Origin of the sequence: Yersinia vastinensis, from assembly GCF_044905075.1 — a bacterium.
Classification (GTDB): Bacteria; Pseudomonadota; Gammaproteobacteria; order Enterobacterales; family Enterobacteriaceae; genus Yersinia; species Yersinia vastinensis.
Window position 1 is genome coordinate 3,937,012 of sequence record NZ_CP173260.1, and the last position, 23,918, is coordinate 3,960,929.

A 23,918-nucleotide genomic window follows, 5' to 3' on the forward strand; every position below is an offset into this window, starting at 1 on the left:
TGCAATAATTCAATACCCAAAGTTATAGACTGTCGTAGGCAGGCAGCAAGCAATTCCCCCCTGATGAGCCTTTTCAAATAAGATCAACTGCAAGTCAGTGATTCGGGCAAGTGAGCGCAGCTAACCCCCTACGGCATCAAAGACGAAGGATATTTATCCAGCCAGAACCTTCCACAAAAGATGCCGATACACCGGCATAATTGGCTGCATATGTAGCCACACAAAACTGGCAATAGCCGCAATAATGGCTAATACAGTCACCCAGCGCAAACGGGCCAGAGGCAGCCATTGACTCAGGCGGTCTGGACTACGTTTACCAAAGCGCCACCAGCGCCATGACAACCATAATGCCAGCCAGATCAACACCACAACTACGAATAATAGCCATTTGAACATATAGCTATTGGCACTTGGTGGAATATCGATCGCCACCCCAGCCAATATGCCGGGGAAAAGATAAATAGGCGGCCATGTCAGGCAACCAATAATATTTGGCAATGCGAATTTCACCGGAGGGAGATTTAGCATCCCCGCCACCATAGGAACAATAGGCCGCGCTGGGCCAATAAAGCGCCCCAGCAATACCGTCGCCATGCTGTGATTGTGTAACGCATGCTCGGTTTTATTCAGCATGGATTTATGTTTTTTCAGAAAAGACCAGCGATGCAGCGGCTCTTTGAAGCGACGGCCAATAAAATAAGAGATCCAATCGCCCATCAGGCAGCCAACAGTGGCAGCAACCCAAGCCGAATAAAATCCGACTTCACCACTACCAATCAATGCTCCTACACTGGTCATCATCACCGTACCGGGCAATAACATGCCCACCAGTGCTAAAGATTCAAGAAATGTAACTAACATGACGACAAATAGCGTGAAAGCCAGAGATTGTGTCAGTAAATGTAATAAATAGGCTTCCATAAATTTGTCCGTTTGTTAACAACGTAAGGGATTGTCCAGCCCACCGGTAAAGGAGTCAATCATCAATTCATTCCCTTCATCCATCGAGTAGAGGGATGTTAGCTGTGGCTCCAACGACTTTAGCGACGCACGAGTTAAAGGAAAAAAGCATTAAAATAGACAATCACTGTATAAATAACCATAATAAAGATCTAAAACCTTCAGGCGTTATTGTTGCAGTCAGTTTGAATGCGGACTGCGTGCAGAGACCGTAGCGTACATAAGTACGTGAGGATTTCGAGCACAACCCAAGCCCAAAATGACAAATAAATAGCCTGTACATAGTCTAATCGTTTTTCTTATTAAGGTAGTTTTGTGGGTCAAACCCGACAGGGCTTCCTGCTAACTCGCCACTGGCGCGACACGCAGGCCGGCACCGAAGTTGAATTCTGGTTAGCGACCGATGAGGGGCCACAGCGGGTTAAATTACCGCCACAGCCCTCGGTGGCCTTTATCCCGGCGGAACAACGGCAGCGGGCTGAAACGGTGCTGCACAATGAACGCAACTGGCAGTTGCGCCCTCTTGAGCTAACCGACTTCCACCAACGTCCAGTTCTGGGGCTGTATTGCAATCAACATCGCCAGCTTATTCGCTTAGAAAAATTGCTCAGAGAGAGTGGCGTGAATGTCTATGAAGGTGATATTCGCCCACCAGAACGCTTTCTGATGGAGCGTTTTATTACCGCACCAGTCTGGTTTAGCGGGGACGAAAATGGCAACGGCCCGCTACTCAATACGCAAATGAAACCCGCCGAAGATTACCGCCCGACATTGAAACTGCTGTCGCTGGATATCGAAACCAGTGAACATGGTGAGTTGTACTGTATTGGTCTGGAAGGCTGCGGCCAGCGTCAGGTCTACATGCTAGGCCCCCCCAATGGTCATCCGAAGGATGAAGCTGCACTGGACTTCAAACTCGAATATGTCGCCAGCCGGCCGCTACTGCTAGAAAAATTAAATCAGTGGCTAGAAGTGCATGATCCTGATGCCATTATCGGCTGGAACTTGGTGCAGTTTGATTTGCGGGTATTACAAAAACACGCTGATCGCTATCAGATCCCACTGCGTTTTGGCCGTGGTGGCAACTTACTGGAGTGGCGCGAGCACGGTTTTAAACAGGGCCATTTTTTTGCCTCCGCTGCGGGTCGGCTGATTATTGATGGTATTGAAGCGCTAAAATCCGCCACTTGGAATTTCCCGTCATTTAGTCTGGAATCCGTCTCACAGACCTTACTTGGCGAGGGAAAAGCCAGCGATAGCCCTTATCAGCGGATGGACGAAATTAACCAACGCTTTGCCAATGATAAACCGGCACTGGCCCGCTATAACCTAAAAGACTGCGAGCTAGTGACACGGATTTTTGCCAAAACCGAGTTACTCAGCTTCTTGCTTGAGCGCTCGACAGTCACCGGGTTGGCAGCCGATCGCAGTGGTGGGTCAGTGGCGGCATTTACCCACCTTTATCTGCCACGGATGCACCGTATTGGTTATGTGGCCCCGAATTTGGGCGAGTTACCGGAAGAGCATAGCCCCGGCGGTTTTGTGATGGATTCCCAACCCGGTCTGTATGATTCGGTGTTGGTATTGGACTATAAAAGCCTATATCCATCCATTATTCGCACCTTTTTGATTGATCCCGTAGGGTTGGTTGAGGGGATGTCCCAACCGGATCACCAGCATTCAGTACCGGGTTTTCGCGGAGCGTGGTTCTCCCGCGAGAAACATTGTTTGCCCGCCATCGTAAACCAAATTTGGCAGGGGCGAGAAGCGGCCAAACGGCAGCAAAACAAGCCGTTATCACAAGCATTAAAGATCATCATGAATGCCTTTTATGGGGTGTTAGGTTCTAGCGGCTGCCGTTTTTTCGATCCCAGACTGGCCTCATCAATCACCTTGCGTGGCCACGATATCATGCGCCAAACCCGTGAGTTAATTGAGGCACAGGGTTATCAAGTTATTTATGGCGATACAGACTCAACGTTTGTTTGGCTGAAAAGCGCCCATAGCGAGGAGCAAGCATCTCGTATTGGGAAGGCGCTGGTGCAGCATGTCAATCAGTGGTGGCAACTGCATATTCGGCAAACTTATGATTTACCCTGCTCACTGGAACTGGAATTTGAAACTCATTACCGGCGTTTTTTAATGCCCACCATTCGCGGTGCAGAACAGGGCAGCAAAAAGCGCTATGCAGGGCTGATTTCGACCCCAACAGGGGATCAGATGGTGTACAAAGGGCTGGAGACGGTTCGCACCGACTGGACGCCACTGGCCCAGCAATTTCAACGCGAGTTGTATCTGCGCATTTTCCAACAACAACCTTATCAGGACTACGTGCGGGATTACGTGGCGCGCACCCTAAATGGTGAGTTAGATGAGCAACTTATTTACCGCAAGCGTCTACGCCGGCGATTGAATGACTATCAGCGCAATGTTCCGCCACATGCCAGAGCCGCACGTTTAGCTGACGAGTACAACCGCAAGCTAGGCCGGCCGCTGCAATATCAAAATGGCGGCTGGATAAGCTATGTTATGACCACCGCAGGCCCCGAACCCTTAGAAACCCGGCAATCGCCCATTGATTACGATCACTACCTCACTCGCCAGTTGCAACCGGTAGCAGACGCTATACTTCCTTTCATGCATGATGACTTTACAACACTGATAACTGGTCAAATGGGGTTATTTTAATCGTCATTGGGCTGTTTTAGAGGTGACGAAGCGCTCGCCTTCCATTACCATAGCGCCCTTGCCAAAATTCGCATCAACCACATTGACAAAACCAACTCAGAATCTGTCTGTCATAAGTGACTTTTTCAGACAGACTCGTAAGCCACGCCACCTGCGTGGACGGTAAACTATTGCCAGTAACTTTAGTATTGTTCTTTATAAGTAGCTATTTACCAAAAACTTTTCTATCAATAACTGTCCAACAAAAAAATCGAGCCGATAATTTATGCCTTTTACACTTGGTCAACGCTGGATCAGCGACACAGAAAGCGAACTTGGATTGGGTACTGTCGTTGCCATTGACGTACGCATGGTCACCTTACTGTTTCCCGCAACCGGTGAAAACCGCCTTTACGCCAGAAATGACTCCCCCATCACTCGAGTCATGTTCAATCCGGGTGATATCATCACCAACCACGAGGGCTGGCAGCTAAAAGTGGAAGAAGTGACTCAAGAAAATGGGCTGATTACTTATATCGGGACCCGTTTGGATACTGAGGAAACCGGCGTTTCAATGCGTGAAGTGTTGCTCGATAGCAAACTGACTTTTAGCAAACCGCAGGACAGACTTTTTGCCGGCCAAATCGATCGTATGGATCGTTTTGCCCTGCGTTTTCGCGCCCGCAAGTATCAAAGTGAGCAATTCCGCCTGCCATGGAGTGGGCTGCGTGGTATTCGTGCCAGTCTAATCCCACATCAATTACATATCGCTTATGAAGTGGGTCAACGCCATGCCCCACGTGTATTGCTAGCCGATGAAGTCGGCTTGGGTAAAACCATCGAGGCGGGGATGATAATCCACCAGCAACTGCTGGCTGGCCGAGCTGAACGTGTATTGATTGTGGTGCCGGAAAGTCTACAGCACCAATGGTTGGTCGAAATGTTGCGCCGCTTTAATCTGCGCTTCTCCTTATTTGATGACAGTCGTTATTCCGAAGCCTTACTCGACAGCACCAATCCGTTCGAAACCGAACAGATGGTGATTTGCTCGCTGGATTTTGTGCGGCGTAATAAGCAGCGTTTGGAACAATTGGCAGATGCATCCTGGGATCTGCTGGTGGTGGATGAGGCACACCATCTAGCTTGGAGCGAAGAGGCCCCAAGCCGTGAATATCAAGTTATAGAACAATTGGCCGAGCATATTCCCGGCGTATTGTTACTGACTGCAACGCCAGAACAATTAGGTCAGCAGAGCCACTTTGCTCGCCTACGTTTACTGGATCCCGATCGCTTCCATGATTATGAAGAGTTCATCAATGAGCAGCAGAAATACCGCCCGATTGCTGATGCCGTCACTCTACTGCTCGGTGGTGAGCGTTTAACGGATGATAAGCTGAACTTGCTCGGCGAGCTGATTAATGAACAAGATATTGAGCCACTGCTAAAAGCCGCAAACAGCCAAAGTGAAGACAGTGAAGCAGCGCGCCAAGAGCTGGTCACTATGCTGATGGACAGACATGGCACCAGCCGTATTTTGTTTCGTAACACCCGTAATGGTGTGAAAGGCTTCCCGCACCGCGTTTTGCATCAAATTAAGTTACCGTTACCGACGCAGTATCAAACTGCGATTAAAGTGTCCGGTATTATGGGTGCAAAGAAAACGCTGGAAGCTCGCGCCAAAGATATGCTTTATCCTGAGCAGATCTATCAAGAATTTGAGGGAGAGAACGCCACTTGGTGGAACTTCGACCCTCGCGTTGAATGGCTGCTGAACTATCTGATAGCCAATCGCGGTGAGAAAGTGCTGGTCATCTGCGCGCAAGCCGCCACCGCGTTACAACTTGAGCAAGTGCTACGTGAGCGCGAAGCTATTCGTGCTGCTGTATTCCATGAAGGTTTATCTCTGATTGAGCGTGACCGTGCCGCAGCCTATTTCGCCTCTGAAGAAGATGGCGCTCAGGTGCTGTTGTGTTCAGAAATTGGTTCTGAAGGGCGTAACTTCCAGTTTGCTTGCCAATTGGTGATGTTCGATCTGCCATTCAACCCGGACTTGCTGGAACAACGTATTGGTCGTCTGGACAGGATCGGCCAAAACCGTGAAATTCAGATAATGGTGCCTTACTTGGAAAATACAGCGCAGGCCATATTAGTGCGCTGGTATCACGAAGGTTTGGACGCTTTCGAGCACACCTGTCCGACAGGCCGAACCATCTATGATAGTGGTTACCAAGAACTCATTGGCTATCTGGCAACACCGAATGAACAGGAAGGGTTGAATGAATTTATCCACACCTGCCGCCAGCAGCACGAAGGTCTGAAGCTTCAGTTGGAACAGGGCCGTGACCGCCTGCTGGAAATGCATTCAAATGGCGGTGAGCACGGACAAGAGTTGGCACAAATCATTGCCGACCAAGATAATGATGTTAATTTGGTCAGCTTTGCCCTCAACTTGTTCGATATTGTGGGCATCAATCAGGAAGACCGTAGTGACAACCTGATTGTGCTAACCCCTTCTGACCATATGCTGGTGCCAGACTTCCCGGGCTTACCACAAGATGGCTGCACCGTGACATTCGATCGCGAACAAGCTTTATCGCGGGAAGATGCTCAGTTTGTCAGTTGGGAACACCCTATCATCCGTAATGGTCTGGATCTGATCTTGTCCGGGGATACGGGGAGCTGTGCAGTTTCTTTGTTGAAAAACAAAGCATTGCCTGTTGGCACCTTATTAGCAGAGTTAGTGTATGTCGTTGAAGCCCAAGCGCCGAAACACCTGCAATTGACTCGCTTCTTGCCACCGACCCCCGTGCGGATGCTCATGGATCGTAATGGGACCAATCTGGCCGCACAGGTTGAATTTGAAAGTTTCAACCGTCAACTTAATGCGGTAAATCGCCATACCTCCAGCAAATTGGTCAATGCGGTTCAGCAAGAAGTCCATACCATGTTGCAGCAAGCTGAGGCTCTGGTTGAGGAGCAAGCGCGGGTGCTAATTGACGCAGCCAAACATGAAGCCGATGATAAGCTGAGTGCTGAACTGGCGCGTTTGGAGGCCCTGAAAGCGGTTAACCCAAATATTCGTGATGACGAAATAGAAACATTGGAACATAACCGCAAAATGGTGCTGGAAAACTTGAATCAGGCGGGTTGGCGTTTAGATGCTATCCGTCTGGTTGTGGTCACACATCAGTAATTTTCTAGCATCAGCAAGAGCCGAGAGCCGAAATCATTCGGCTCTTTTATCCACGTTGATAAACGCAGTTAGCTCCAATAGCCTAGTCTTAGTCCACTAAGTGACTGGGGTGAGTGAAGGCAGCCAACACCGCTGCGACGTGAAAGATGCAGAAAACAATAAGACCCGAGAGATTTCGCGTTGCAGCAAGGCGGCAATTGAACGAATCCTCAGGAGCTTAGTCCACTAAGTGACTGGGGTGAGTGAAGGCAGCCAACACCGCTGCGACGTGAAAGATGCAGAAAACAATAAGACCCGAGAGATTTCGCGTTGCAGCAAGGCGGCAATTGAACGAATCCTCAGGAGCTTAGTCCACTAAGTGACTGGGGTGAGTGAAGGCAGCCAACACCGCTGCGACGTGAAAGATGAAGGGTATTGGAAACTATAATGGAACCTTACAACCCCCCCCGCGACCCATGGCTGCATATCCTCTATCAGGATGAGCACATCATGGTCGTCAATAAGCCGAGTGGGCTGCTTTCTGTACCAGGCCGTGCGCCCGAAAACAAAGACAGTGTCATGACGCGCATTCAGGCTGATTTTCCTGCCGCAGAATCGGTTCATCGGTTGGATATGGCCACCAGTGGCGTGATTGTGGTGGCACTCACTAAAGTTGCCGAGCGCGAGCTTAAACGCCAATTTCGTGAGCGTGAGCCAAAAAATCCTATATTGCACGGGTATGGGGCCATTTGGCTCAGGATGAAGGTTTGATTGATCTGCCATTAATTTGTGATTGGCCTAATCGGCCAAAGCAGAAAGTGTGTTATGAAACCGGCAAATCTTCGCAAACGGAGTATTTGGTACTTTCACGCGATGCTGACGGTAGTACGCGAGTCAAGTTATCCCCGATAACTGGCCGTTCACACCAATTGCGGGTTCATATGTTGGCGATAGGTCACCCCATTCTTGGCGACGGATTCTATGCACATCCTGAAGCTAAGGCGATGGCACCCCGCTTGCAGTTACATGCGCAGGAATTATGCATTACTCACCCAGAATTTGGCACAAAAATGCATTTTAAATGTGAAGCAAACTTTTAATATTTATTCATTAGAATGAGACTGAATAACTTGCTTACCTGTTAAATAAGGATACAGCCTCATTATTTTTCGAAAAAATATAAGACTAAATATAATATTTTGATGTTATAAAAAACAATAAAAATAACAATAACAATATAAACAATAATATCCCATTAATTTCATAGAAATGAAGGGGTGTTATTATGTCTGTAGCAGAAAGTTGCGTAGAAAATAGTGTTAAACTAAAACCTATTAAAGGAGAAAAAATAAGAAGTCGGACTCATCGATTTGACAAAGGTAATATGGAGGCATTAGCTGGATATTCGGTCAGTATGGGAACTGACTCGCAAGACTGGCATCATAAGATAAGCACGACATTCGCAGAAATAAAAAAAGAGATAAGAAAAGCAATTGAATCGAAAAACATTTCCATTCGGAAAAAAGAAGGATCGCATAAGAATGATAAAGAGATCACTTTTTATTTGTCCAAAAAGAAAGGAAATTATCGAAGTGAAATATCAGCACCGGGCGAGATAAAAATAAAATCAGAGTCATCCTATTCATTTGATTTTAAAGCAATCTCACTACCTAAAGATCTGATTGTGTTTCAAGTGAGAGAACTGAACGGTAGCATGAACACTCAAGGGGGAGACCGCCCATCTTTCTCACTGCATATAAATCACGAAGGTGTGTTAATTGCGACAGTAAACACTGTCGACCAAAACTCTATAGCGACAAAGCCTAATGGTAAGACTTATCGCAACGAAAACTTTTCGCTAAATAAACTTGAGCTAGGGAAATATTACAATATAAAAATTGATATAATCATGCATCGAGATAACCCGTCGATTAAAATTTGGGTTGATGATGAACCAATATTCCAACGAGATACCCCTTTTGGCGCTTTCGTTTCAAAGAAATTTTATAGTAAGTATGGTGCTTACGCTGCCCAACAGAAAAATAAAGAGGGAATCAATGACTCTGAAGTCAGCTTTGATAATATCAAAGAAACACATTATCAATATATGGCTGCAATAACAGAAGAAAATACTGGCTGTCTGGTATCCTTAACTGAAAACAATCTATTACCTGATGCTATTGCCGTCTTCAATAAAGATGAGCACGCTCTGGAGCAACTAAGTTTTGGGAACCCACCAGTGACACCAGAAATAACCGTAGTGACACCAGCATTAACACTTTAAAACGACTTTCAGCATTTAAATTAAAGAGCGAAAGAGGCCAAATGCCAGACATCTTTCGCTCTATTTTATTTAAACCCTTTTTCGCGCTTGATCAAATCATACGCAGCTTGAATCTCTTGGGCTTTTTGTTTCGCCATCTCCATCATTTCAGGCGGTAAACCTTTTGCCACCAACTTATCTGGATGATGCTCACTCATTAACTTACGATAAGCGCGTTTAATGCTCACGCTATCGTCAGAACTGCTTATTCCCAATACTTTGCAGGCGTCCTCCAGCGTTGGACCATTTGGCGCTTGCTGGTAGCCTCCTTGAGAGTATCCTCCTTGGTGCCCCTGCCAGCCGCCATGACCACCAAACTGACGCCCCCCTTCAATCATGCTCAGGAATTGATCAAACTGACCGCGTGAAATTCCCAATTCTTCAGCAATGACATACAACACCTGCCGCTCGTTAGGATGTAAAGAGCCATCAGCAAATGCGGCCTGTAACTGAATTTCCAGAAACATCCGAATCAGATCAAAGCGCCCAAAACAGACGCTGCGTAATTCCTGCAACCTTTCACGCAACGGAAATCCACTCTCTTTTCCTTCGCGGAAGGCTTGCTGCGCGGCAGTTCGGGCCTCGCCATGCAATTGCATTCTATCCATCAATTGGCTGGCAAGCTGAATATCAACTTCCGTCACCCGTCCCTTCGCCTTGGTTAAGTGCCCCATGACCTGAAAAGTAGTGCGGAAAAAAATTAATTGTCGTGTTTGTTGATCGGCAAAAAAGCCGCGACGCTTAGTGCTACGCGCCCTGTCGACCATATGGCCAACAAGCAACCCCAATATCGCACCCCAGACTCCACCGGACAGAAAGCCCAATACCAGACCGAGCAGTTTTCCCCAATACCGCATATACTCCTCAATTCATCATGCCGTCAGTCAAAATTTGCATTATCATACTCGGCATTCAGCTCTGTGCCTAACAGCGAGACGTGTAAGCGGCCGGATTTAACACTAGCGCAACTGTGATGAGTAATATAGTCTCAGACCGTTTGCCGGCATGATGCCCCCCGATGACGGAACACCAAAACCGCGTATGAAAAAAAGATTCCCAACACTGCTGGCCACATTGATATGGACGGCACTATATAGCCAGCACTCACTGGCCGACCTTGCTGAGCAATGTATGCTTGGCGTTCCTACCTATGATCAACCACTGGTGACAGGCGATCCAAATCAGCTACCGGTGCGTATTAATGCAGATAAAACCGAGGCTAATTATCCGGATAACGCGCTGTTCACTGGCAATGTTATCGTTCAGCAAGGTAATCGCACGCTGACTGCTGATCAGGTTGAACTGACCCAAGTCCAGAAACCGGATGACGCTATCCCGGTTCGTACCGTTACAGCAACTGGCGACGTTAATTACGACGATCCACAAATCAAGCTGAAAGGCCCTGCGGCCTGGTCAAATCTGAATACCAAAGACACTGATATGGATAAAGGCAACTATCAGATGGTCGGCCGTCAGGGGCGTGGTGATGCAGATTTAATGAAGTTACGCGGTCAGAACCGCTACACCATTCTGGAGAACGGGACTTTTACCTCCTGCTTACCGGGTGATAATAGCTGGAGTGTGGTGGGTACTGAAGTCATCCATGACCGTGAAGAACAAGTGGCAGAAATCTGGAATGCCCGGTTTAAAATTGGCAAAGTACCGGTGTTCTACAGCCCATACATGCAATTACCGGTCGGTGACAAACGCCGCTCGGGCTTCTTAATCCCTAATGCGAAATATACCAGTAATAATGGCTTTGAGTTCATGCTGCCGTATTACTGGAACATTGCACCAAACTTTGATGCCACCATTACGCCTCACTATATGGAACGGCGTGGTATGCAGTGGCAAAATGAGTTCCGCTACTTGCTGGCCCCTGGTTCAGGGACCATGGCACTGGATTGGTTACCAAGTGACCGCCTATATAAAGGGGCCGACGGCACAGAACAAGATCCAACCCGCTGGTTGTACTACTGGGGCCATTCCGGTGTGATGGATAAAGTTTGGCGCTTTAACGTCAACTACACTCGAGTCAGTGATCCAAACTATTTTACTGATTTAACATCACAATACGGTTCAACCACTGACGGCTATGCCACGCAAATATTCAGCGTTGGTTATGCTAACCAGAACTGGGATGCCACTTTAGCGTCCAAACAGTTCCAAGTGTTTACTAATGCGGGCAACAGCAATGCTTACCGCGCCCAGCCACAGCTGGATATGAACTACTATAAGAATGATATTGGTCCGTTTGATATGCATGTCTATGGTCAGGCGGCTAAATTTACCAGTGTCAACCCAAATAATCCGGAAGCCAGTCGTTTCCATATTGAACCCTCTGTCAATCTGCCTCTATCCAATGGATGGGGCAGTCTGAACACAGAAGCGAAGTTACTGGCAACACATTATCAGCAAGATATTCCGCAAGGTTTTGCCCGCTACTATTCCAATGCCAATGGTGGTGAGACTGCACCTAACTTAAAAGACTCAGTGGACCGAGTCATGCCGCAGTTTAAAGTAGATGGTAAAGTCGTATTTGATCGGCCAATGGATTGGGCGACAGGCTTCACCCAAACATTGGAGCCGCGTGCACAGTATCTCTATGTTCCATACAGGAATCAGGATGATATTTATATTTACGACACCACGTTGATGCAATCAGACTACTCTGGCCTGTTCCGCGACCGTACTTACAGTGGCTTGGACCGTATCGCTTCAGCCAATCAGGTGTCTACCGGTTTAACTTCTCGCATATATGATGATGCACTGGTTGAACGTTTTAACGTTTCAGTAGGTCAAATCTATTACTTTAGCCGTTCGCGCACCGGTATTAGTGAAACCATCGACAACAGTAATGATACTGGCAGCTTGGTTTGGGCTGGTGACACATTCTGGCGCATTAACGATCAACTGGGCCTGAAAGGTGGCGCGCAGTATGATACACGGCTGGGGAGTTTGACCCTGGGTAATGCAGTGATGGAGTATAGAAAAGACTCAGAGCGTATGGTTCAATTGAACTATCGCTATGCGAGTCCGGAATATATTCAAGCCGCAGTATCTAACGTGAAAAGTCCTGGTTATCAGCAGGGCATTTCTCAGGTAGGGGCTACCGCCAGTTGGCCGATTGCCGATCGTTGGGCATTAGTCGGGGCCTATTACTACGATACCAAAGCCAATCAGCCAGCAAGCCAATTGGTTGGCGTACAATACAACACCTGTTGTTGGGCTATTAATTTGGGCTATGAGCGTAAGATTACTGGTTGGAATTCACAAAACGAAACCAGCAAATATGACAACAGAGTTAGCTTTAACATCGAATTACGTGGTCTGAGCAGCGACCATAGCTTGGGTACTGCACAAATGCTTGGTTCAGGTATCCTGCCTTATCAAAGTGCATTCTGATACTGTGTAACACACTGAATACAGTGAATTTTAACCCGCAATAGCGGATTACATAAATGGAAAAGGTATGAAGAACTGGAGAACGCTTATTCTCGGATTGGTTGTCTGTGCCAATACCGCGTTCGCAGCACCACAAGAAATGAATAAAGTTGCCGCTGTGGTTGATAACGGCGTCGTTCTACAAAGTGATGTCGACGGTCTGTTACAGTCAGTGAAGCTGAATGCGCAGCAGTCTGGCCAACAGATTCCAGATGATGGGACGCTACGTCACCAAGTTCTTGAACGCCTGATCATGGATAATATCCTATTGCAGATGGCTAAAAAGATGGGGATTACCGTCAGTGATGAAGCACTAGATAAAGCCATTGCTGATATCGCCGCGCAAAACCGCATGACACCGGATCAAATGCGTAGCCGTCTGGCTGCTGATGGGCTGAATTACAACACTTACCGTGAGCAGATTCGTAAAGAAATGCTAACGTCAGAAGTGCGTAATAACGAAGTTCGTCGCCGAATAACCATTCTGCCGCAAGAAGTGGAATCTCTGGCCAAACAAATTGGTAACCAAACCAGTGGTGATGCCGAGCTGAACCTCAGCCATATTCTGATCCCGCTGCCAGAAAATCCATCTCAGCAGCAAGTTGACCAAGCGGAAGACTTGGCTAAAAAATTAGTATCAGACATTAAAGGCGGCGCTGATTTTGGTAAATTAGCAATTGCAAACTCTGCTGACTCTCAGGCGCTGAAAGGCGGCCAAATGGGTTGGGGAAAATTACAGGAATTGCCTTCTTTGTTTGCTGAAAGGCTGCAATCCGCCAACAAAGGTGATGTTGTTGGCCCAATCCGCTCAGGCGTTGGCTTCCATATTCTGAAAGTTAATGATATTCGTGGTGCAGATAAAACAGTGTCAGTGACTGAAGTTCACGCACGTCATATCTTGCTGAAACCGTCACCAGTACTCACAGACGATCAAGCACGCGCCAAATTAGCTGCTGCTGCCGCAGATATCAAAAGCGGGAAAGCTAACTTTGCCACGATAGCCAAAGAGATTTCTCAGGATCCAGGTTCTGCCATGCAAGGTGGTGATCTTGGTTGGGCATCTCCGGACATTTATGACCCAGCGTTCCGTGATGCCGTCATGAAGCTGCAAAAAGGCGAAATCAGCGCACCGGTTCATTCTTCTTTCGGTTGGCACTTGATTCAGGTTGTCGATACCCGTCAGGTAGATAAGACCGATGCAGCGCAGAAAGATCGGGCGTACCGTATGCTCTTTAGCCGCAAGTTTGCTGAAGAAGCTCAAACTTGGATGCAAGAGCAGCGTGCTGCTGCTTATGTAAAAATTCTTGATGGTAGTAATGCACAACCACAATAATCGTATCGTGATTACCCCCGGCGAGCCTGCCGGGGTTGGGCCGGATTTAGTCGTCGCTCTGGCTCAACAGGATTGGCCTGTTGAGTTGGTGGTGTGCGCGGATCCGGCCTTGCTACTTGCGCGTGCCCATCAGCTTAACCTACCCTTGCAATTACGTGAGTATCAGCAAGATAAGCCTGCATTGGCGCAGCAAGCTGGAACCCTCACTATTTTACCTGTGAAAACAGCCACTGAGGTGACCCCTGGTAAGCTTGATGTCAATAACAGCGACTATGTTGTTGAAACACTTGCCAAAGCCTGTGATGGTGCCATCAGTGGCGAATTTGCCGCATTGGTTACCGGCCCGGTACAAAAGAGTATCATCAATGATGCTGGTATCCCCTTCATCGGGCATACTGAGTTTTTTGCTGATCGCAGCCACTGCCCACGGGTAGTGATGATGCTAGCAACTGAAGAATTGCGTGTTGCTCTAGCCACAACTCACTTACCGTTGTTAGCCGTGCCCGGAGCCATAACTCAGGCCAGCCTGCATGAAGTGATCACCATTCTTGATAATGATCTGAAGACCAAGTTTGGTCTTCGCCAACCACAGATTTATGTGTGTGGACTAAACCCTCATGCAGGTGAAGGTGGTCATATGGGCCATGAAGAGATCGATACCATTATTCCTGCATTAGATGCATTGCGTCAGCAAGGGATAAAACTTATTGGCCCTCTACCCGCAGACACACTATTTCAGCCGAAATATCTGCAACATGCAGATGCCGTGCTTGCGATGTATCATGATCAAGGGCTACCAGTACTGAAATATCAAGGTTTTGGTCGGGCAGTCAATATTACCCTCGGGTTGCCTTTTATCCGCACATCTGTGGACCACGGTACCGCTTTAGAACTCGCCGCAACCGGTTCTGCCGATGTTGGCAGTTTCATTACGGCATTAAACTTAGCCATTAAAATGATAAATAACAGCAATGAATAATAGAGTCCACCAAGGGCACTTTGCCCGCAAACGCTTTGGACAAAACTTTTTAAATGATCAGTTTGTCATCGACAGCATTGTATCCGCAATCCACCCTGTTCCAGGTGAAGCGGTTGTTGAGATTGGCCCCGGTTTAGGTGCATTGACCGAGCCAGTAGCGGCACGTATGGATCATATGACCGTCATTGAGTTGGACCGTGATCTGGCCGCTCGTTTGGCTAGCCATCCTCAACTAAAAGACAAGCTAACCATTCATCAAGAAGATGCGATGAAAATCAACTTTTCTGAATTGGCCAAGCTTGCAGGACAACCATTGCGGGTGTTTGGTAACTTGCCATACAACATCTCGACCCCGCTGATGTTCCATCTTTTCAGCTATACTGATGCTATACGTGATATGCATTTCATGTTGCAAAAAGAGGTAGTTAACCGCTTGGTAGCTGGGCCGAACAGTAAGGCTTATGGTCGTTTGACCGTCATGGCGCAATACTACTGCAACGTCATTCCCGTGCTGGAAGTGCCACCGACGGCATTTACTCCAGCCCCGAAAGTTGATTCAGCAGTCGTGCGTCTGATTCCTCACGTACAAATGCCGAACCCTGTGGGTGATGTACGTATGCTTAGCCGTATTACTACGCAAGCTTTTAATCAGCGTAGAAAAACAGTGCGCAACAGTTTGGGTGACCTATTCACTCCAGAGCAATTAATCGAATTAGGCATTGACCCAATACTGCGGGCAGAGAATATTTCGGTAGCGCAATACTGTAAGTTAGCTAACTGGCTTTCAGCGCAATCAACACCGCAAGAATAAGCAGGAGCACATTATGATTGAACAGCCCCGCGTTTGTGTACAAGTGCAAAGTATCTATGTGGAAACTCAGTCGATACCCGACGAAGAGCGCTTCGTCTTTGCCTATACCGTGACGATTCGTAATTTGGGCCGTTCAAATGTGCAACTCATTGGTCGCTATTGGTTAATTACTAATAGTAATGGCCGGCAAACTGAAGTACAGGGCGAAGGGGTCATCGGTGAACAACCGCTGATCCTGCCTGGTAATGAGTTCCAATATACCAGTGGCGCTGTTTTAGAAACGCCACTGGGTACCATGGAAGGGCATTATGAAATGGTTGATCACCTTGGTCAGGCTTTCCGTACTGCGATTCCGGTCTTCCGCTTAGCGATCCCAGCACTGATCCACTAACCCTGACCTCAATTATGTCTACTTATCTTATTGGCGATGTTCATGGCTGCCTGGATGAGTTGCTTGCGCTGTTAGCGCAGGTTAATTTCGATCCGCGGCAAGATACTTTGTGGCTAACCGGTGACTTAGTTGCCCGTGGTCCAGCTTCGCTGGATGTTTTGCGCTACGTTCGCTCATTAGGGCCTGCCGTACGTATGGTTCTGGGTAACCATGACCTACATTTACTGGCGGTTTATGCGGGCATAAGCCGTAATAAACCTAAAGACCGTATCACTCCACTGCTGGAAGCACCCGATGCTGACGAGCTGATTAATTGGCTACGCCGCCAGCCCGTTTTGCAAGTTGATGATGAGCTAAAGCTAATCATGGCCCATGCGGGAATAACCCCTCAGTGGGATATCGAAACCGCGCAGATGTGTGCCCGCGAAGTTGAGGCAGTCCTAAGCAGTGACAGTTACCCACTCTTCCTTGATGCAATGTACGGTGATATGCCGAACAACTGGTCACCAGAACTGACGGGGCTGGCGCGTTTACGCTTTAGTACCAACGCATTGACCCGCATGCGCTTTTGTTTCCCTAACGGCCAACTGGATATGATCTGTAAAGACACACCAGAAAATGCCCCAGCCCCACTTAAGCCTTGGTTTGAGCTACCTCGCTTAGTCAGCCCTGAGTATTCAATTATTTTTGGTCACTGGGCATCACTGGAAGGCAAAGGTGTGCCTGATGGTATTTATGGGCTGGATACGGGTTGCTGTTGGGGAGGTAATTTAACCTTACTTCGTTGGGAAGATAAACGTTATTTCACTCAGCATGCATTCAATGTTGCAGCTGAAATAGCCCCTGTCGACGGGTTAGCCGATATATCGGAAGATCCTCCTAATTACTTATAATCATTCCAATTAAAGGCGCCCATTTTTCGGCGCCTTTATCTTTTCCTATATGTATAAAATAACAATAAAACTAAATAATTACTGAGTTTGCCAATGCGTATTAAACGCTATTTGGTAGCCGTCGTATTCGGCAAAATAACAGGTATATCTGATGTAATGGCAGCAATGGATACATCTGAAACTCGGCTAAACACGCAATCTTTTGCATTTTCGGCACGACATGTATAACTCGGGTAAGGTGAGTTTTCTTCATTCTTAACCCAAGCGGGCTTATCTGTTATTGAGATATATAACCCATTATTAATAAGCGATTTATTGTCTCTCAGTTTCATTTGTAAAAAACCTGCATCAAGCTGATAACTGCATTGTACCAATAAGCCTAGTGCTCGGTCACTTGTACCATGCGGGTAGTAAAATGCTTCTAGGAAGCGAACTGTATCACCTTTATTTTCAGCCCCTTGTGCGGAACCATGCCAACGTTGATTGTCCGATATATAAGTGCTCATAACCCGTGTAATTTCATTTGATTCTGGGCATGTGGTTATTTCGATGGCAGAAGCCAAGGGGGATAATAAAAATAAACAAGAAGTGACGATATATTTTATCTTTCCCATTCTACACTCCATAAATAATAGGATTCTAAGTTGAATGAATACGTTATTAAATCCAACGGCCAGAGAGTAGCATTCAGGAAATGAGCTAAAAACATTAAACAATAACGATAGATTATTATTAATTAATAGGTAATCTTCACGGGGTGATAAAATAAAAAAAGCCCATAAAATGGGCTTTTTAAACTAAAATCAAAGATGTCTTAATTAATCTTTAGCGCCGTTCTAAAATCTCGAAACAATAGCTGTGCGAATTAGCATCGTCTGCATCATGGAACTCACTGAAGGTACTTTCCCATTCATCCGGCTCATAATCAGGAAAGTGTGTGTCTCCCCCCACTTCAGCATCAATGTGCGTCAGGTACATACGGTTCGCGCGGTCTAAGAATTGCTTATAGACTCGCCCGCCCCCCATAACCATCACTTCTTCCACATCACCCGCCAAAGCAAGTGCTTCATCAATAGAGCTGGCCCAGGTCACCCGGTCATCAGTTCCTGGTTGGCTACTGATAACAATATTCAAGCGGCCAGGCAGAGGACGACCAATAGACTCGAATGTCTTACGACCCATAATTACCGGTTTATTTAGTGTGTTACGTTTGAACCACGCTAAATCAGCCGGTAAGTGCCATGGCATGGCGTTTTCCATACCAATAACGCGATCCGCTGCCAATGCAGCGATCAGGCTGATAATCATTATTAAACCCTGTAGGCTGCAAGAGCCAGTACCGAAAAATTGCTCACACTATACGTAAAGCCTAATCCAGCGTCGATAGAGATAAGCAGGCTAATCGCATATATAAGACAGCTCTTAGCCCAACTCAAAAACAGGGTAGAAAAAAAACCTTATACACCAGGACGTTTGCGATATAACCACAATCCAGGTAAGGATAAACCAATCGACAACGCACCAACAATAAATGAAGCTTTTAAGAAATTGGTCACCATGACCGACATTAATTCTTCGGTGTAACCCAGATGAGAAATCTCCACCACCGAGATCATTGCGGTATAGGCCGAGATCCCAGGAAACATAGGAATGACGGCGGCAACAGTGAAAACTTTTGGGTGCGCCAGCAACCAACGCGACCAATTAATTCCGATGATCCCAATCATAATGGAAGCCACAAGTGAGGCCAGCTCGATATTCATACCGAAATGGATCATCAGCATGCGCGAACCATGACCAATAGCCCCCAGCAACGCACAATAACGTAGTGCGCGAACCGGCACATTAAATACCATCGCAAAACCCAATGCTGGAATGGCGGCCAACACCATATCCTGTAATAACGCCCAGAGTAAACTCACGACCACCCCCGCAATCCCCACAATGCCATGGCGAATACCACCCCAATGCAGGTTGATAAGGTTAATAAACTTGCCATTGCCCAACGGGCAAGACCGGTATTAACATGGCCTTTGAACATATCAGCAACCGCATTAATTAGCGGGAATCCGGGCACCAACAGCAAGACGCTGGCGGCCATCGCGACACTCGATGCTTCATGGAAAAACGGTAAGCGCATCAATAAACCAGATGTTGAGGTCGCCACAAAAGCCGTGATACAAAAATTAATCAACGGATTCATATGGCGGGCAGTCAAACTTTGGCGCACAAACATTGCCAACCCACTGGCTAAAAAGCTGATGGAAAAGGCATCCCAACCACCGCCGTTTAATTTACTGAAGCAACCACATGACAGAGCAACCATCACTACAACCAAGGCTCGCGGATAACGCAGCGGTTTAATATTCTCAAAACGCCTATCCACATCCTTGGCATCCAGTAAGTGGTGTTCAACTAAAATGACGATATGTTGAACCTCCGTCACTACCTGCATATTGATGCCACGATCCGTATTTTTGCGCGTCGATGTCAGGCAATTCCCTTGGCTAATGGTGGTTAATACCACGGCGTTAGCCGAGATAGAACTCTCAACACTATCCATTCCAAGTGCCATACCAAGCCGGGCAGATAACTGCTCTACCAGCATACTTTCGGCCCCATGTTGCAGCAGTAACAGGGCACATTTAATACACAATCGAGTAATTTCCCGTTGCTGTTGATGTGGTTCCTCACTGTTTATTACATTCGCCTGGCTCATATTCGTGCATCACTATCCGTCAAAAGAGTAAAAGATAAAGGCTTAATCCCATCACTGCTGACAACAAAACCACCACCGATAATCAATAACAATAATGCACAGGACACCAAGTGGCGTTATTATCGCCATAACGCACCGTTTCTTACTCGGTAATATCTATGCTTGAAACCTCTATATTCGTCGCGACCATTGCTACATTGGGAATGATCTCCCCCGGCCCCGATTTTTTTCTGGTCATTAAAAATGCCGCCCGCTATCGCCGCCCTGCCGCCATGATGACGGCCCTCGGTGTCATTTTGGGTGTCGCGACACATATGTCTTACTGCGTGGCTGGGCTGGCAGTGGTTATCACCACCACCCCGTGGCTATTCAACTTTCTGAAATATGCCGGAGCTTGCTACTTGATCTGGATTGGTATCCAGGCATTGCTGTCACGCGGAGAAAGTAAGCTGAGTCTGGATAACGCGGCACAGTCTCCCATCACGTTGAAAGCCGCATTTTTACAGGGATACCTTTGCAACTTATTGAATCCCAAAGCGACTCTTTTCTTCCTCGCCGTTTTTACGCAAATATTACAGATTAACTCCGGCGTGGGTGAAAAACTGTGGTACGCCTCAATCATCTGGGTACTGGCCGTTATCTGGTGGCCTTTACTGGTGATTCTGATTCAAAGTGCGCCCGTACGTCGTGGTTTGGCGAAGGCACAAAAAGTTGTCGATAAACTTTTGGGCGGCCTGTTGATTGGCCTGGGAATCAAAGTCGCTTTAAGCTAGTCGCATCGGCCTTTGATTCGCTAGTTATTAAGTACTATCCACAATCCAATGAGCGGTAACATTGGTAAAGATCAATGTTGTTTATGAACAATATTATTGTTTATGAAAAATACTGTTTTTATGGTTAAAAGCCGTAATTCTTTAAATAGTGAGCATAAAAAAGGGCGATGTCTCCATCGCCCTCTTATTTACTGGATTGTCACCCGTATTAACCTTTCATATTCTTAATCTTGGCGTGCATTTCCTGCACTGAAATAACTTGTTCAGTTGGATCTGCATTCAGTGCCATGGCTGTGGCAAAACCACCATTCAGGGTTGTGTCGTAATGCACCTTATATTGCAAAGCACTGCGGCGGATTAATTTGGAGTCTTCAATCGCTTGACGCCCCGCAGTAGTATTCACGATATATGTGTATTCGCCATTCTTGATGCGGTCCTGAATGTGTGGACGCCCTTCATGCACCTTGTTGACCAAGCGTGGATTAATGCCTGCCTCGCCCAACACCACCGCAGTGCCGTGAGTTGCATCCAATTCAAAGCCCTGTTTAAGCAGTTTTGCCGCCAAATCAACCACACGATGTTTGTCACCCTCGCGTACCGATAACAGCGCACGACCACTCTTTTTCATACCAGACTGGCTGCCCAACATGGCTTTAGAAAATGCTTCAGCGAAGGTACGGCCAACCCCCATCACTTCACCAGTGGAGCGCATCTCTGGCCCTAAAATTGGGTCAACACCTGGGAATTTATTGAACGGCAGCACCACTTCTTTCACTGAGTAGTAAGGTGGAATAATTTCTTCCAGAATACCTTGCTCTGCCAAACTCTGCCCCACCATCACGCGGGCTGCAATTTTGGCCAGCGGCATACCGGTTGCTTTAGAAACGAAAGGTACTGTACGGGCGGCTCGCGGGTTAACTTCAATCAGATAGACTTCGTTATTCTTCACCGCAAACTGCACGTTCATCAGACCACGAACACAAAGCTCAAAGGCCAGTTTTTCTACTTGCTGGCGCATAACATCCTGAATTTCCTTGCTCAGGGTGTAAGCAGGTAATGAACAGGCAGAGTCACCTGAGTGAACCCCAGCTTGCTCGATATGCTCCATAATGCCGCCGATTAATACGCGCTCACCGTCGCAAATAGCATCCACATCCACTTCAACCGCATCATCAAGGAAGCGGTCTAGCAATACAGGTGCATCATTCGACACGCTGACTGCATTTTGGAAGTAACGGCGCAGGTCAGTTTCGTCATACACGATTTCCATCGCGCGGCCACCCAACACATAAGATGGACGAACCACCAGCGGATAGCCCAGACCGGTAGCCTTCTCAACGGCCTGTTCAATGGTCGCAACAGTGGCATTAGCCGGTTGCTTCAAGCCCAGACGGTTCACTGCCTGTTGGAAACGTTCACGGTCTTCAGCACGGTCAATAGCATCTGGACTGGTGCCAATCACAGGGACACCTGCAGCTTCCAGTTCGCGGGCCAGTTTCAATGGTGTCTGACCACCGTACTGCACAATCACGCCGGTCGGTTTTTCGATGCGAACGATTTCCAGTACATCTTCCAACGTGACAGACTCAAAGTAGAGACGATCCGAGGTATCGTAGTCAGTGGAGACAGTTTCTGGGTTGCAGTTCACCATGATGGTTTCATAACCATCTTCGCGCAGAGCCAGTGACGCATGTACACAGCAATAGTCAAATTCAATGCCCTGACCAATACGGTTCGGGCCACCTCCCAGCACCATCACTTTCGGGCGGTCGCTGGTTGGGTTGGATTCACACTCTTCCTCATAGGTCGAGTACATGTAGGCAGTATCGGTAGAGAATTCTGCCGCACAGGTATCTACGCGCTTATAAACCGGGTGCAAACCATATTTGTAACGCAGTTTGCGCACTTCACTTTCAGCCACACCGACCAATTTCGCCAGACGCGCATCAGCAAAACCTTTGCGTTTCAACTGGCGCATAAACTCAGCGGTCAGGCCATTGATGCCGCACTCTGCCACATTCTCTTCCAGACGAACCAGCTCTTCAATCTGCACCAAGAACCAGCGGTCGATATTGGTCAGGTTGAAGACACCATCAACAGACATCCCTGCGCGGAATGCATCGGCGATATACCAGATACGATCAGCACCCGCTTCTTTCAATTCGCGGCGAATTTTAGTCAACGCTTCAGGGTCATCAAGACTGACTTTAGGGTCAAAACCTGTTGCCCCCACTTCCAGGCCGCGCAATGCTTTTTGCAGTGACTCCTGCTGAGTGCGGCCAATCGCCATCACTTCACCGACAGATTTCATCTGTGTGGTCAGGCGGTCATTCGCGCCGGCAAACTTTTCGAAGTTAAAGCGCGGGATTTTGGTCACAACATAGTCAATGGATGGCTCGAAGGATGCCGGAGTACGACCACCAGTGATGTCATTCATTAACTCATCAAGCGTATAACCCACGGCCAGCTTGGCGGCAATCTTGGCGATGGGGAAGCCTGTAGCTTTAGACGCCAGCGCGGAAGAACGGGATACACGCGGGTTCATTTCAATAACGATCAGACGGCCATTCTTCGGGTTAACCGAGAACTGCACGTTAGAGCCGCCAGTTTCTACACCGATTTCACGCAGCACTGCCATCGAGGCATTACGCATGATTTGATATTCTTTATCCGTCAGCGTCTGAGCTGGGGCTACCGTGATGGAATCACCGGTATGAATACCCATGGCATCAAAGTTTTCGATGGAGCAAACAATAATGCAGTTGTCGTTTTTATCACGGACAACTTCCATTTCGTACTCTTTCCAACCAATCAGTGACTCATCAATCAGCAACTCTTTGGTTGGCGATAAATCCAGACCGCGCTCACAAATTTCTTCAAACTCTTCGCGGTTATACGCAATACCACCGCCGGTGCCCCCCATAGTAAAGGAAGGGCGGATAATACATGGGAAGCCAACATCAGCCGCCACGGCTAGTGCTTCTTCCATATTATGCGCAATACCTGAGCGGGCAGTATCCAGACCAATCTTCTTCATCGCGATATCAAAGCGACGGCGGTCTTCTGCTTTATCAATAGCATCGGCGGTTGCACCAATCATGGTGACACCAAATTCAGCCAGAACACCTTGGCGTTCTAGTTCTAACGCGCAGTTCAGTGCGGTTTGGCCGCCCATGGTTGGCAACACTGCATCCGGGCGCTCTTTTTCAATGATTTTGCGCACCACTTCCCAGTGAATCGGCTCAATGTAGGTTGCATCGGCCATCTCTGGATCGGTCATGATAGTTGCAGGATTAGAGTTCACCAGAATGACGCGGTAGCCCTCTTCGCGCAGAGCCTTACAAGCCTGAGCGCCGGAGTAGTCAAACTCACAAGCCTGGCCGATAACGATGGGGCCAGCGCCCAGAATCAGGATGCTTTTTATATCGGTACGTTTTGGCATGGTCTTAGCTC

17 protein-coding genes and 1 pseudogene are annotated in these 23,918 nt (G+C 47.6%); 11 read left to right on the plus strand and 7 right to left on the minus strand.

The annotated features are described in order from the left end of the window. Positions 1-153 precede the first annotated feature (153 nt). Positions 154-921: a DedA family protein gene (locus tag ACIOG0_RS18245; protein WP_050101770.1), complete on the minus strand. Its 768-nt coding sequence runs from the start codon at positions 919-921 to the stop codon at positions 154-156. A gap of 354 nt (positions 922-1,275) precedes the next feature. Here ACIOG0_RS18245 and ACIOG0_RS18250 point away from each other — a divergent pair, with 354 nt between their 5' ends. The 4 genes and pseudogenes from ACIOG0_RS18250 (at position 1,276) to ACIOG0_RS18265 (ending at position 9,083) form a co-directional block, all read left to right on the plus strand. Continuing rightward, complete coding sequence (locus tag ACIOG0_RS18250) at positions 1,276-3,648, plus strand: DNA polymerase II (RefSeq protein ID WP_128451281.1); 2,373 nt, start codon at positions 1,276-1,278, stop codon at positions 3,646-3,648. Positions 3,649-3,913: 265 nt separating this feature from the next. Continuing rightward, a complete protein-coding gene (gene rapA / locus ACIOG0_RS18255) occupies positions 3,914-6,820 on the plus strand; it encodes an RNA polymerase-associated protein RapA (RefSeq protein WP_050101766.1) in 2,907 nt (968 codons plus the stop codon). A gap of 459 nt (positions 6,821-7,279) precedes the next feature. Beyond that, a pseudogene (gene rluA, locus ACIOG0_RS18260) lies at positions 7,280-7,899 on the plus strand (bifunctional tRNA pseudouridine(32) synthase/23S rRNA pseudouridine(746) synthase RluA). Between the two features lie 185 nt (positions 7,900-8,084). Continuing rightward, positions 8,085-9,083 (plus strand): heparin lyase I family protein, encoded by a 999-nt coding sequence (locus ACIOG0_RS18265; protein ID WP_404704885.1) that lies wholly within the window; start codon positions 8,085-8,087, stop codon positions 9,081-9,083. Positions 9,084-9,148: 65 nt separating this feature from the next. Here the strand turns inward: ACIOG0_RS18265 and djlA are convergent, their stop codons facing one another. Beyond that, positions 9,149-9,979 carry a co-chaperone DjlA gene (gene djlA, locus ACIOG0_RS18270; RefSeq protein WP_128451283.1) on the minus strand — a complete coding sequence of 277 codons (831 nt, stop codon included), beginning with the start codon at positions 9,977-9,979 and terminating at the stop codon, positions 9,149-9,151. A 184-nt stretch (positions 9,980-10,163) separates the two neighbouring features. On the opposite strand from djlA, the gene lptD reads away from it, so the two are divergent. From lptD to apaH, 6 genes are all read left to right on the plus strand, one after another. Beyond that, entirely contained in the window at positions 10,164-12,527 is a 2,364-nt protein-coding gene (gene lptD, locus ACIOG0_RS18275) for an LPS assembly protein LptD (protein ID WP_050101759.1), read from the plus strand. Between the two features lie 67 nt (positions 12,528-12,594). Then, positions 12,595-13,899, plus strand: coding sequence for a peptidylprolyl isomerase SurA (surA, locus tag ACIOG0_RS18280; RefSeq protein WP_050101758.1), 1,305 nt, complete (start codon positions 12,595-12,597; stop codon positions 13,897-13,899). Then, positions 13,883-14,878, plus strand: a complete 996-nt coding sequence (pdxA, locus tag ACIOG0_RS18285) for a 4-hydroxythreonine-4-phosphate dehydrogenase PdxA (protein WP_050101757.1) — start codon at positions 13,883-13,885, stop codon at positions 14,876-14,878. Before surA ends, pdxA begins: the two co-directional genes overlap by 17 nt. Next, positions 14,871-15,689, plus strand: a complete 819-nt coding sequence (gene rsmA, locus ACIOG0_RS18290) for a 16S rRNA (adenine(1518)-N(6)/adenine(1519)-N(6))-dimethyltransferase RsmA (RefSeq protein WP_050101756.1) — start codon at positions 14,871-14,873, stop codon at positions 15,687-15,689. Before pdxA ends, rsmA begins: the two co-directional genes overlap by 8 nt. A gap of 13 nt (positions 15,690-15,702) precedes the next feature. Then, positions 15,703-16,080 carry a Co2+/Mg2+ efflux protein ApaG gene (gene apaG, locus ACIOG0_RS18295; RefSeq protein WP_005193008.1) on the plus strand — a complete coding sequence of 126 codons (378 nt, stop codon included), beginning with the start codon at positions 15,703-15,705 and terminating at the stop codon, positions 16,078-16,080. Between the two features lie 14 nt (positions 16,081-16,094). Next, complete coding sequence (gene apaH, locus ACIOG0_RS18300; RefSeq protein ID WP_050101755.1) at positions 16,095-16,973, plus strand: bis(5'-nucleosyl)-tetraphosphatase (symmetrical) ApaH; 879 nt, start codon at positions 16,095-16,097, stop codon at positions 16,971-16,973. Positions 16,974-17,080: 107 nt separating this feature from the next. Here the strand turns inward: apaH and ACIOG0_RS18305 are convergent, their stop codons facing one another. The 4 genes from ACIOG0_RS18305 to ACIOG0_RS18320 form a co-directional block, all read right to left on the minus strand. Continuing rightward, positions 17,081-17,587: a DUF3757 domain-containing protein gene (locus ACIOG0_RS18305; RefSeq protein WP_080985810.1), complete on the minus strand. Its 507-nt coding sequence runs from the start codon at positions 17,585-17,587 to the stop codon at positions 17,081-17,083. Between the two features lie 211 nt (positions 17,588-17,798). Continuing rightward, positions 17,799-18,278: a type 3 dihydrofolate reductase gene (gene folA, locus ACIOG0_RS18310; RefSeq protein ID WP_172667324.1), complete on the minus strand. Its 480-nt coding sequence runs from the start codon at positions 18,276-18,278 to the stop codon at positions 17,799-17,801. A 152-nt stretch (positions 18,279-18,430) separates the two neighbouring features. Then, positions 18,431-18,895, minus strand: coding sequence for a threonine/serine exporter (locus tag ACIOG0_RS18315; RefSeq protein WP_164908347.1), 465 nt, complete (start codon positions 18,893-18,895; stop codon positions 18,431-18,433). Then, on the minus strand, positions 18,892-19,692 hold the full coding sequence (locus ACIOG0_RS18320) for a threonine/serine exporter ThrE family protein (protein WP_050101749.1): 801 nt from the start codon (positions 19,690-19,692) through the stop codon (positions 18,892-18,894). Before ACIOG0_RS18320 ends, ACIOG0_RS18315 begins: the two co-directional genes overlap by 4 nt. Before the next feature lie 158 nt (positions 19,693-19,850). Here ACIOG0_RS18320 and ACIOG0_RS18325 point away from each other — a divergent pair, with 158 nt between their 5' ends. Beyond that, on the plus strand, positions 19,851-20,465 hold the full coding sequence (locus ACIOG0_RS18325; protein ID WP_050101747.1) for a LysE family transporter: 615 nt from the start codon (positions 19,851-19,853) through the stop codon (positions 20,463-20,465). A gap of 208 nt (positions 20,466-20,673) precedes the next feature. Here ACIOG0_RS18325 and carB read toward each other — a convergent pair whose 3' ends face one another. Continuing rightward, positions 20,674-23,907, minus strand: a complete 3,234-nt coding sequence (gene carB, locus ACIOG0_RS18330) for a carbamoyl-phosphate synthase large subunit (protein WP_050296355.1) — start codon at positions 23,905-23,907, stop codon at positions 20,674-20,676. Between the last annotated feature and the right edge of the window lie 11 nt (positions 23,908-23,918).